The organism is Trichocoleus sp. DQ-U1 (assembly GCF_039961925.1).
GTDB lineage: Bacteria > Cyanobacteriota > Cyanobacteriia > Cyanobacteriales > FACHB-T130 > FACHB-T130.
Genome location: NZ_JAMPKB010000023.1, coordinates 17,998 through 30,627, shown reverse-complemented (window position 1 = coordinate 30,627; position 12,630 = coordinate 17,998). Strand labels below are relative to the sequence as shown.

Genomic DNA, 12,630 nt, shown 5'->3' with positions numbered 1-12,630 from the left:
GATCGCTCCTAATTATTGCAAGATATTAACATTATTTTTAAAGGTATCACGGTCTCTGCTATGGGGCTAGTTTAAACAGCAGATTTCCGTCTTTAGCAGTATCTTCAGGCGTGAAGCACTCAACCTCCACCCCCAAGTGGATCGGTTCTCAAGATACTGCTTTGTGTTTTCGCCGGAACGGTTAAATAACTTCAAAGGTAATCGACATCGCCGCCATCTGAGTTGTATCTACGTTACTCACGCCTTGGGGAGAGTTTCCAGTGCCGCGCGTGCCTTCCGCAAGGTCATCCAGCAAATCGCCGACCACTTGAGTTGGCTCCGAAAGAGCTACGGGGCCTCTTGTATCCCGTGGTGCTAGGTTCCGTAACGCTTGCAGGGCTTTCCGCAGGGGCGTGCTACTGGCAACAATCAAGACTTCTGCGACTCCTTTGGGTTCTTGGGTGACAAGGTTAAATTGATCGTCAGTCCCAGGAATTTGTAGTGTTTGCCCAGCCTTCACCTGCGTAACATCATCGGTCGCCGTCCACTGATTCGGGAAGATTGCCGATATTTCTCCCGTTGGGTCAATGACTAGGACGCTGAAATAGAGGTCGCGCGGCTCGTTATTTGTAATCTGGAACTGCACCGACGTTCCAATTGGTAACTTGCGGGCATCTGAGGGAAGATTTCCTGAAGAATTATTGGAAGAAGTTTTTTGACCGATACTGCGATCGCTACCGCGAACGGTGAAAGCGCTAGCCAAAATTTCATTTTGACCGGCTCGATTCATCGAAGCATTGACGTTTAGGCGCGATGAATTGGTATTCAGAGTGAGTTTGACAATCCTGGCTGCTAGTAAAGATTTCAGTTTGGCTTGCAGGCGACTGACAGCATCGGCTACGGTTTCACCAGCACTGCCAAAGGAGTCAGGAATCGGCTCCATCGCTGGCGAAAATAGACCTAAACTGCCCTCACTCTTCATCCTTCCAAAGATGTATTGCACCTCTTGCTGTTGTAAAGGTACAGCTTCAAGGCGCTTGATCGCTTGCAAAGCTTGCTTCGCCTGCGCGGTGTCGTTGCCTAAAGAGGGATCAAGACCAATTTTTAAAGTTACATCAGTAGGAATCCCGCGAGTGCGTTCCTGCAACAGCGATCCGGGTTTGGCAGTTTTTAACAATTTGCCGCGTCCGATTAAGCCTTGACGAGATTCTAACTGCACGACTCCTTGTTCGCGCCCTTGGGAGTCTACGACGGTAAGCAGGGCATCTTGCTCAAAAGCCGCTAAACTTTGGGGGTTGAGTCCGCCCAGCCATAATTGAGCTTGGTTGCCTTCTACTTTAGTGATCACAGCTTCTGCGGGAGGCGTTTGTTGACCAATAAAGTACATCGGTTGCTTGAGATTATTGCTGCCTGGTTTCGCCTCAAATTCTGGGTTTTGACGAGATGACATCCGTGTAGTGTTACGACCAATATTGGGGAGGGCGCTGGCAAAAGATTCGCTGCCAGTTTGTTGCCACAGATATTGAGTCATTAAATAAGTAAAAGCACCGGCATAAAAGTCGCTAAAGGGGGCATCTGCGGCATACTGTTCCCGTCTGGCAGAGGCGATGACGACACCTTTGGCGACACCCTCGCGACGACGACGCACAAATTCAGCGGGTGAGAGATTTAGACGAGAGAGCCATTGTTCCTGATATTCTATTTCGGCGGGAACTGGTTGAAGTTGGGAACCCCCATCACGCGATCGCACGACTAAATTCCCCCGTTTGCCGCCACCTGAGTGACAGCTATCCAGCACTGCGGTAACGTTCTCTGTCTTCAGGGCATCCATCAATAAAAATAAGGTGTGACCCATGATGTCCTCGACAACGCCTCTTTCATTGGGAAATCCGGTAGGCAGCGCACTATCGATGGGCACAAAGGTACTATTAAGACACTTCCCGGTCGGGTCTTTGAAGTCGCAGTCGGGATCGGTTACTTGGGAACCATGCCCGGAAAAGTGAAAGACCACGACATCCCCGGCTTTAGCTTGTTTAATCAGGTGTTCTTCAAAGGCATTTAAGATGCCCTTGCGGGTCGCTTGCCCATCAGTTAGGAGCAGAATGTCTTTCGGATTAAAGCCAAATCGGTGAATCAGCAGTTGTTGCTGCAACTCGACATCAGTGACACATCCTCGCAACGGTGCTGTCGGATAGGCATTAATCCCCACCAGCAAGGCAAGTTTCCGAGGTGTTCCTTGAGCGATCGCACGACCAAAGCGATTGCCTTGCTGCATAATATCCAGATGGCTCAAACCCAGCGTTGCCAAAGTCGATCCAGCAAACTGCAAAAACTGACGGCGCTTAATGTAAGGCATAATCACTTCTAACTAGATTGGTGTTACTGTCTTAACTCAAAACTCAAAATTTTTTAAAGTCCATTTCCTATCAAAATGAACGGTGCCCAATAGTAAGGATGGTCAAATTTTGACTCAGCACCGAGAGGATTTTTGCTTCTAGAATTGGGTATTGCTTCAACATTAATACTGCCGCGACTATCAACATTATTAAGCGCTGGGCTTGAGAAATCACCGTGCAGCAAGCCCAGTTGAGATTGGCGAAGGGCTGTAGCTTTTGTCATTGGTGCCTGCTGTGTACTTTGAGCTAAATAGCCGTAGAATTTTTGCATCAGTTGACTGGTGCTGCGATCGTCCACCAGCCACAAGGAAGCGATTACTGCCTTGGTTCCAGCATTGAGGAAATAGTAGCTGATGCCAGCAATCTCTACACCATCTTGGTCTGGCCCACCCAGTGCCGTTTCGCAAGCTGATAGCACAACCAAATGAACATTGCCCAAATCTTGTAAAGTTTGAATCTGAGAAATTGTTAATTTCTCACCCGTACCTAATAGCAGAAATGAATCGTCTGGGCGTCCTGGCACAAATTGACCGTGGGTAGCAATATGCAAAATCTGATGACCTGTCAGATTATCTCGCAAGGTAGGAAAATCAAAAGCATTGTTGAGAAATTCGTTTCCCGGATAAATTCCTGTTGTGTCGTTCGGTTTCTTTTGCACGATCGCATCTAATTCTGCTGGGACATTGGGCAGGGAATTAAAGCCAGCAACTGCATGAGATAGCCCTAACGCTAGAACGGAGGTATTTTGAATGCCAGGAGGAAGGCGATCGCGTACATCTGTTAAGTCAGCAGATAGCACCGTAGAAACGGAGTAGTTCTCAATTAAATATTTTTCGCCATCAAACAATGCACTAATGGGAATGTAGCGAGTAACCCGATCCATCGAAAAAACTAAATTTTGAATTTTATTCCCTTTAAGTTCGGGTTCAATCGGTTTAATTAGCCAGTCGTAGAGTTGTTTACCCGTCATCTTGACTTCGGAAATATCAGACCGGGAATCTTCTACTAACTGACGGAATTTTAAAACGGATTCGCCTAATTGCCGCTGCGTTACGGGAATTTCCAGGCTTTTAACAATGCCTCCTTTCGATGCCCATAGCAACCAAATTTTGTCCTTTAGTACGAAGGGATAAATCAGCACGGTACCTGGTTGAGATTCGACGATCTCTTTAGCTTTACTAAGTTTATTGGGGTCAAAAAAGGCATCATCTTGAGCGCGACGGCTGCGGATTTCTTTTTGAATAGTTTCAATTGTCTGATTATATTGTTCGGTCAAAGCCTGAAGCCGATCGTTGAATTGGCTCAATTGGCTGCACCGATTCTGCTTGCACTGTTCAACTTGTTGCCCAAAAGCGATTAAGGTTCCATTTTCCTTGAGAATCTTTTCTTCAATTGGATTCAAGGCAATTCCTGAAGTTTTATCCCCAGCTCTCGCATTTTTTGTATAGTTGGGTAATTCCTGAATTTTCAACAGTTCTAACACCTGTTGAGCTTCTAAAATTCGCCCTTGCGACAGTAACAAGTTAGTGAAGGCGCGATAGGTGTCGGCAATGGTTTGAGTATATGATTCCTGTTGCTCTCGTGGCAGCACTCGTAAATCTTGCCGAATTACTTCGGTGACATTCACTGCTTGCTTGTAGAAAGCGATCGCTAATTCTGGCTGATTCTGTTTCTCCAACAAAAAACCCATATTGCCAAGCGCAATTCTTTCGCCTGTCTTATCGCCAATTTCTCTAGCAATTCCCAATGCTTGCTGAAAAAACTCTAACGCTTGGGGATACTGTTCTAACTGGTTGTAAACTCCCCCAATGTTATTAAGAGTCGCCCCAACTCCAGCCCGATCGCCAACGGTTTGACGAATCGCTAAAGCTTGCTGAAAGAACTCCAGCGCCTGGGGATACTGTCCCAACTGATTAGAAACGACTCCGATATTGTTGAGGGTGACTCCCTCACCCGCCTTGTCGCCAATTTCTTTGAGAATCTCCACCGCCTGCTGATAGAGTTTCAACGCTTCGGGATATTGACCCAAATTGCGGTAGGTTTCTCCAAGATTGTTGAGAGTCGTTCCCTCGCCTGCCTTATCGCCGATTTCTCGACGAATCTCCAAAGCTTGCTTGAAGAATGCGAGTGCCTGAGAATACTGCCCTAAATTTTCGTATACTCCTCCAATGCTGTTGAGGGTATTTCCTTCACCCGCGCGGTTGCCAATAGTTCTGCGGTTAGCTAAAGCTTGTTGATAGAATTCCAGTGCTTGGGGATACTGACCTAAACTATCGTAAACTCCCCCCATGTTGCTGAGCGTGCGCCCCTCACCAGCTTTGTCACCGATGGTTCTAGCAATCTCTAATGCCTGCTGATACAATTCCAGTGCTTGGGAATACTCGCCCATGCTGTAGTACACTCCCCCAATGTTATTGAGAGTCGCCCCCACACCTGCCTTGTCGCCGATGGTTTTAAGAATTCTCGACGCTTGCTGGTAAGACTCCAACGCTTTTGGATACTGCCCCAGACTGTCATAAACTGCCCCGATACCAATGAGGGTGCGCCCTTCACCTGTCTTGTCACCGATCTCTTGGCTAATTGCTAAAGCTTGCTGATAATATTCCAGAGCTTGAGGATAGTTGCCTAAGCTGCGATAAACAACACCAATGTTGTAAAGGTTACGCCCTTCATTGGCGGGATTGCCGATATCTCGGCTGATTGCTAAAGCTTGTTGATGGACTTCTAGGGCTTGAGGATACCTGCCTAGCTTGCGATAAGTGATGCCCAAGTTATTTAGAGTGCGGACTTCACCCAAGCGATCGCCAATATCCCTAAGAATTTTTAAAGCTTGTTGTTGAAACTCTATCGCCTTTTGATACTGTCCCTGACTGTCATAAACTCCACCAATCGTATTCAGAGTTCTACCTTCGCCTAGCTTGTCATCTGCTGCTTTCGCCGTTTCCAAAGCTTGCTGGAGGAACTCTAGTGCTTGCGGATATTGTCCCTGCCCGCTATAAACAATACCAATGTTATAGAGAGTATTGCCTTTGCCTACCTTGTCGTCTGTTGTTTTCAGAATTCCCAACGCTTGTTGTAGAATCTCAATTGCTTTAGGAAACTGTCCTAACTCGCGGTAAGTAGCACCAATTTCTGTTAACGTCCGTCCTTCGCCTACCTTGTCGCGCGCTTCTTTGCGGAATGACAGTGCTTGCTGTAAGCTTTCTAAAGCTTTGGCGTATTGACTCAAGCCGTTGTACACTTCCCCCAGGCTAGTAAGTGCTTCCCCAACCCCTGGTTTATCGCCAATTCTTTTGCGAATTTCCAGAACTCTTTCTAGGGTTTGCAGAGCTTCTTTAAACTGGCTGTTACGAAATTGCTGAATGCCTAGTTGAAACAGCCGATCTGCCTCAGTTTTTTGCTCTTGTCGAGAGGCGATAAACCGCATTTTTTTTGCCGGTTCCGCCAAAAATCCCGGTAAGGCTAAGGAGTTCGCTGCCACTGGGGAGAAGCAACCGAAAGATAAAAGTAAGGCTGTAGTAAAGCTAAGTTTCTGAACAGGGGGACGCATAAAAATACTGCTACACAAGCGGATTAGCTTTAATATCCTTCATCGCGTTTCTTTTGCGGTAAGTAATTGATATTTGCCAGTCTTACCAGTAAAAGGTTTATCCAATCGTCAGCGCGATCCTCCTCCTTGCGTCCCGCCAGGAACTGCAATTTCCGCAGGATTGTAAGCGCCACCTCTAAGCTGGGTTCCGCCCCCTGCCTGCCCTTTAGGTGTATTTAAAGCACCAGCAGGTTGAGAGATTGGTGGAGTGCTTTCCTGTGTTTGCTGCGGAAGTAAGGGTGCGGTAGCGATCGCCTCAAGTCCCACTGACTTCAACAAATCTTCCCAGGCTGTCGCTAGCGTAGAATCGTTAGGGCGAGAGCGACGTAGCTCAGCCAGAGTCGTCAGAGTCTCATACCAGATGCCAGCTTTTGCATAGATAACTGGACGCTCTTGGGGAGATGCTTGCTGTAATTGACTGGCAAGAGAGGCGCTTAATTCGTTGCGTCGAATCCAGCCTTCAACCGAAATATTACTCCCCCGGTCTTCAGGGTCGCAAAGCAGTGCTAAGGAAAAACGGTATGTTTTTCCAACTTGCAGCAATCGCGCATTTGCTTTTTCAGGGAGGCTAACGCTAACAACACCAGGATTTTGAGAAATCTTGAAAGTGGTCTCGTAAACAACCTGTTTTCCCTCTACATCCCATACCATCAACTCTGCTGCCTGCGGGGCATTTTTAGGAATATAAAAGAAGAAGGTTGGATATCCTGTAACCGTCACCCCAAAATTCTTACCAGGATTCTTGCCTGGTACCAATGCAGTTAGACGCTTTGCATCAACAATACAGGCGCTACTACCACGCGAGGCTCCTGGTTCTCGAATATTTGGAACTTCTTGCTCTGGAGGATTGTAAACGATACCCCTCAAAGGGAATCCTCCACCTTCCTGTCTATTCTGTGTTCTTGGCTCAAAAGAGACGAGATTGTTAGGAAGTCCTATAACACCCGTCAATTTGGCATTATTCAAATTCACCCTGGTTAAGTTGGCATTGGTCAAGTTAGCACCAGACAAGTCAGCGCCACTTAAGTTGGCACCACTCAGGTTAGCTCCTCTCAAGTCGACTGCAACCAATTTGGCACCAATCAGGTTGGCATCACTAAGATCGCAATTCAAGCATTTATTGGTTTCCAGCAACCGTTTAACGTGTTCGGGATTTTCCGCTCTCACTGGCGTAGCGAACCAGAGAGCAGACAAAAGTCCAACGGCGGCTAGAATTCTTTGTTTCATTGCATTTGTTGCCTCTCCTAAGCGTTAAGCGCCTCTAGTATAGCCAATTGCCAAAGCATCAACTATCTGAGTTGGGCGTGTTATTATCCATTTCTAATCAGCATCAGAGGTACCCAATCGTAAGCAAGAAGGTGAGAAATTTTTCCCATCTCTTTTACCTTTACCAAGTACCTGAATTTTGATACTTTTTTAAAGTCCATTTCCTATCAAAATAAACGGTGCCCAATAATAGGGGTGAGAAAATTTTGAGCCGTTGCTGGGGGCTATCGGCGGTCGAGAGCCAGGTATTTGTTCCACAACAATGCCACCACGAGAATTGGTATTAGCTGCTGTTGAGACATTGCCTTGTAACAGATTGAGTTGAGCTTGGCGCAACGCTTCCGCTTTAGTCATCGCCTTTTCAGAGGTGCCGTTGGCTAAATTTTTATAAAATTGCTGCATCAAAAGACTGGTGCTGCTATCGTCCACGAGCCACAGGGAAGCCATCACCGCCTTCGCTCCCCGGTTTAAGAAGTGGTAAGCCATACTAGCAATTTCTATGCCGTCTTGACGGGGACCAGCCAAGGCGGTTTGGCAAGCTGACAGTACAACCAAATGAATGTTATTTAACCCGGTTAAAGTTTTTATCTGAGGAATCGTGAGTTGTTCGCCGGTTCCTAAGAGGATGTAAGATTTATCTGCGCTATCAGGAACAAATACCCCATGAGTCGCCAGGTGTAAAATTCTATAATTTTTCAAATTGTCTTGCAGAGTAGCAAAGTCAAAAGAACGGTTTAAAAACTTTTGACCGGGATAAATTCCCTGATTATTTTTAGTTTCTTGACGCACAATCGCATCGATTTCAGCAGGCACATTTGGTAGAGAACCAAAACCAGGGACAGCATCAGATAATCCCATTGCCAAAACAGGGCTATTTTGAGTACCGACAGGTAGTTTATCGCGGGTGTCAGTATCTTCTGTCAATACATTGTAGATGGTGTATTTTTCGATTAGGTATTGTTTCCCGTCATAAAGGGCGCTCATTGGAATATAGCGCGTCACTCTGTCGAGAGCAAAGACCAAGTTTTTCACCTGGTTATTCTTATTCTGAAGTTCCGCCTCTAAGTCTTTGATTAGCCAGTTATAAAGTTTTAGACTAACTGCTTGTATTTTAGTAGCTTCAGCAGAACCGCAATGAGCAGCGTTCTCGCACTCCTTCATTAAATCGCGGAACTCTTTGACCGTTTTTCCTAATTCATCTCTTCCGACGTTAACTTTAACGGTTTTGACCGCACCCCCTGGGGCATATAGTTGTAACCACAGTTCGTTTTCTAGAACCAAGGGGTAAATCATCACCGTGCCTGGTTGTGCTTCAACAATTTCTTGAGCTTTTGCCAGTTTATTCGGGTCAAAGAAAGCGTCATCTTTGGCACGATTAGCGCGAATTTCTTGGTCGATTTTCTGCAATTGTTGGTCAAATTCAACAATCAGAGAAGTACGGCGAGTCGTAAGCTCTTTAAGTTGGCTACAGTTAGTGCGATCGCACTCATTAATTTGGCTTGCTAAGGCAATGATAGACTCGCTTTGAGCAGGAATCTGTCTCTCTGTCGGAGTAAGGGGAATGTTAGGTTTATCCCCCGCAGCATCTCTAGGGCTGACAGCTTCGCGAATTTCCTGCTCTCTCAAAAGTTGCTGTACTTGTAATGCCTCTTTGTCCCGTTGTTGAGAGAGCAACAAGGCTGCTAGCTGGCGATAGATATCAGACACCTTCACCTTATCGAAATCAACTGTTGCATCTAAGAAAGAGTTTTGTAACTCTTGTGGTAAGCCTTCGATACTGCGTCTGACTTCCTCAATTTTGTTAATCGATTGCTTGTAGTAAGTAATGGCAACACTTGACTGATTTAAATCTTGGTAGATACGCGCTAACCCTGAATAAATGAAAGCATCAGCGCTAGGAGCTTGATTATCGGTTGCGATCGCAAGTGCTTGTTGATATACCTCAATGGCTTCTTCTTGGCGTCTAAATTTGCGATGGATATGTCCAACTAGAGTAAGGGCTTGCTTTTCCCAAACTTTATTTTGGACTTTTCTAGTGAAAATTAACCAAGTTTGGGCGGCTTCCATTGCTTGTTTGTCATTACCCAATTGCCCGTAGCCAAGACTTAGCAAGATATTAGCAAATGCTTGGATTCGCGGCTCTTTAATTTCTCCAGCAATTGCTAATCCTTCTTGAGCGGATTCAATAGTTTTTTGTGGATTTCCTTGGGCAAAATAGTTTTGGGCGATAAAAAGCAGCACAAGGCTTTCGTCAAAGCGATTTTTGAGTTGACGTAGTATGGGCAGTGCTTGTTGATAGAATTCGTTACTTTTTTGGTAATCCCCAAGCTCAGCATAAACAATCCCCAGAGAAGTTAGCGGTAAGGTCTGTGCTGCTGGAATATTAGTTTCACGGGCAATTTTCAAACTTTGTTGAAGTGAATCCCATGTTTTCTGATATTCACCTAAATCTTTGTAGCGGTTACTCAACCGAGCTAAAGCATGGGATTCTAGCCTACGATTTTTTAATTCTCGCGCAATTGCTAATCCTTGCTCTACTAACTGTTTGCCTTCTGTGTATTTGCCAATAATTCCGTAAGAGTTTCCTAACTTGATTAGTAACTCTGCTTCTTGTTCGCGATTATTTATTTTCCTTGCCTGTGCTAAACTTGGCTCTGCAACTGCAATTACTTTTTGATATTCTCCCAAAGCCTCATACATTCCACTAAGAATAGTCGCCGCCGCTACTTCTCCAATGAAATCTTTGTTTTTGCGCGATATCTCCAAAGACGTTTGTCCTACTGCTATCCCCTGTTCGTATTCTCCTTGAACTCTGTAGGCGTCGCTGAGAGCATTTAAAGCTAAGGCTTCACGAGAAGTATTTTGCCTTTGTCGTGCTAAAGTTAAAGCTTGCTTGGCTGTTTCCACGGCTTTGGTAGTATCACCTAACAAGCCATAACTCTGGCTTAGGGACGTTAAAGCACTGATTTCATAGTTGTTCAGTTTTGCCTTTTGCACTACTGCCAACCTAGCTTGAGCAAACTCCACCGCTTTTTGATAGTTACCTTGGTTGGAGTAAATTTCTTCAAGAATATCCAAAGCATTCTGCTCTAGTTGGGGGTTTTCTAGCTGCTTGGCAATTGCTAAACATTGCTCAGCCGACTGCAACGCTAAGGGATAGTTGCCCTGTTTGTTGTAAGCGCTGCTCAAGCTTGCCAGTGCCTTTGCTTCAAGGGAGGATTCTTTGATTTTCCGCGCAATGGTTAAGGCTTGCTGACTGACTTCAATGGCTTTCGGAACATTTTTGAGAGGTACATTGTATAAGAAAGCCAACCGCAGCAGCGCGTCTACTTCTAATTCAGGTTTACCGAGGGTTTGTGCACGCTTTAATAGCTGTTGCGCCCAATCAATAGCTTTGTCATATTCCCCAAGATTGCTGTAACTCAGACTTAAGCCAGATAGCGCACTCGATTCTGTGCTTAAAGCACTATCTTGTAAATTTGGCAATAGTTTAGCGATTTCGATTTGTCGCGCTGCGGCTAATGCTTGCTGGTAGGTTTCGACTGCCTTTTGATTTTCTCCAAGTACGTTATAGGTGCTGGCTAAAGTGAGTAAAACATCTGCCTCACCCCGTTTATTATTTTGCTGTCGTGCAATTTCGACTTGTCGCAACCTGATTTCAATATATTTGCGAGAGTCGTCCTGAGTATTGTAAATGCTAGCAAGCTGAGTCAGAGCTGAGTCTTCAATACCTAAATCCTTGGTTTCTCGCGCAATGCTCATCGCTTGTTGTAACACTTCAATCGCTTTTCGCTCGTCTTGAAAGAAGCTGTAAGCTGCTCCCAGATGAATTAAAGCACTTGCTTCTGATTTTGTTTTTTTCAATTCTCTGGCAAGGTTTAAAGCTTCCTGTGCCAACTCTATCACGAGAGAATACTCTGCTTTTGCTTGAGGATATACCCCTCTGTTGACAAATGATATGGCTGTTGAGCTATATATTCCACTTAACAAGATTAGGGTTTCTAGTTGAGCGGGTTTATCCTTGATTTCTCGGCGAATAGCTAATGATTGTTGAAGGAATTCAATGGCTTGCTCGTCTTTACCTTGCAAATAGTAAGAACTTCCGATTAGAGATAGAAAGTTAGACTCTTGGGGCTTATCTTGGGTTTCTCGTGTAATCGCCAGTCCTTGTTGATAGAATACGATCGCTTGCTCATATTGATTTTGACTAAAGTAAATATAGGCTATTCCAGAGAGAACATTGGCTTCTTGCGCTTTATTGGGAATGGCTTGCGCGATTGCCAGAGCTTGTTGCTTAAAGGCGATCGCTTGCTCGTATTGCTTGAGACTGCTGTAAGCCTTCCCTATGAATAGAAGAATGCCAACTTCTTGGGACTTATTCTTTACTTCTCTGACAACAGGGAGGGATTGTTGGTAAAAAGCGATCGCTTGCTCATATTGTTTTTGATTAAAGTAAGAATCTCCCATTCCTTCGAGAATGCCAGCTTCTACTAGGTGAATTCCTACGGCTTGAATAAGAGGCAATGCTTGCTGATAAAATTGCAAAGCCTGGTCATACTTGTCTTGATTAAAGTAAGTTAAGCCGATCTGATAGAGAGTTTCCCCTTCACCTACACGGTTTTGCACTTCGCGGCTGAGGGCTAACGATTTCTCCAACCACTCCAAAGTACGAGGATACTCTTTCATGCCTCGATAGACTGTCCCCATTCGGCGCATAGTAATTCCCAGTAGAAATTTATCCCCTAATTCTTGTTGGATTGCCAGCGCTTGCTGTAAGCTTTCTAAGGCTTTGGGATATTGCTGAAGACCACCCGCGTAAAGCGTGCCAAGACTACTGAGGGTTTTACTTTCTCCTGCTTTGTCTTGTACTGCCCGACGAATCGCTAAAGCTTGTTGCAAGGTTTCTAAAGCTTTGTCATTTTGGTCATTCCAGAAATAACTCAAGCCAATATTATCTAGGGTTTCTCCTTCCCCTGTACGATCTTTTAATTCTCTGCGAATAGCCAAAGCTTGCTGCAAAACATCTAAAGCTTTGTCAGGTTGCCGCAACCAGTAGTAAACCTCGCCGATGTTGTTCAGGGTTTGCCCAATTCCGGCTTTGTCATTCAGTTGTTGCTGTATTTCTAGCACCCGTTGATAGGTGGCGAGTGCCTTTGGGTATTGCCCTTGACGATACTGCTGTACGCCTTGTTGGAAAAGTCGGTCTGCTTCAGTTTTCCGGTCTGTAGAGGTTGGTGCCTGTGCTAAAGCGCTTTCAGAAGGATCAAGGATCAAGGATGAAGGGTGAAGGGTGAGAAGCAGGGTAATCGTGAGAAGACTGAGGTGATAGACGCGACGATGCATGAGACGACTCCTCTACAAGCGGTTTAGCAGATGGCTGGCTTAGAAATTGGTTATTTC

Annotated in this window: 4 protein-coding genes; all 4 read right to left on the bottom strand. The window is 45.4% G+C overall.

Going from position 1 to position 12,630, the window contains the following annotated elements:
* Positions 1–181: 181 nt before the first annotated feature.
* The 4 genes from NDI34_RS11930 to NDI34_RS11915 all read right to left on the bottom strand — a co-directional run bounded on the left by NDI34_RS11930 (position 182) and on the right by NDI34_RS11915 (position 12,573).
* On the bottom strand, positions 182–2,335 hold the full coding sequence (locus tag NDI34_RS11930; RefSeq protein ID WP_348232757.1) for a caspase family protein: 2,154 nt from the start codon (positions 2,333–2,335) through the stop codon (positions 182–184).
* Positions 2,336–2,388: 53 nt separating this feature from the next.
* On the bottom strand, positions 2,389–5,925 hold the full coding sequence (locus NDI34_RS11925) for a tetratricopeptide repeat protein (protein WP_348232756.1): 3,537 nt from the start codon (positions 5,923–5,925) through the stop codon (positions 2,389–2,391).
* 108 nt (positions 5,926–6,033) lie between these two features.
* Positions 6,034–7,191, bottom strand: a complete 1,158-nt coding sequence (locus tag NDI34_RS11920) for a DUF928 domain-containing protein (protein WP_348232755.1) — start codon at positions 7,189–7,191, stop codon at positions 6,034–6,036.
* 189 nt (positions 7,192–7,380) lie between these two features.
* Positions 7,381–12,573: a tetratricopeptide repeat protein gene (locus NDI34_RS11915; RefSeq protein ID WP_348232754.1), complete on the bottom strand. Its 5,193-nt coding sequence runs from the start codon at positions 12,571–12,573 to the stop codon at positions 7,381–7,383.
* Positions 12,574–12,630: the final 57 nt, after the last annotated feature.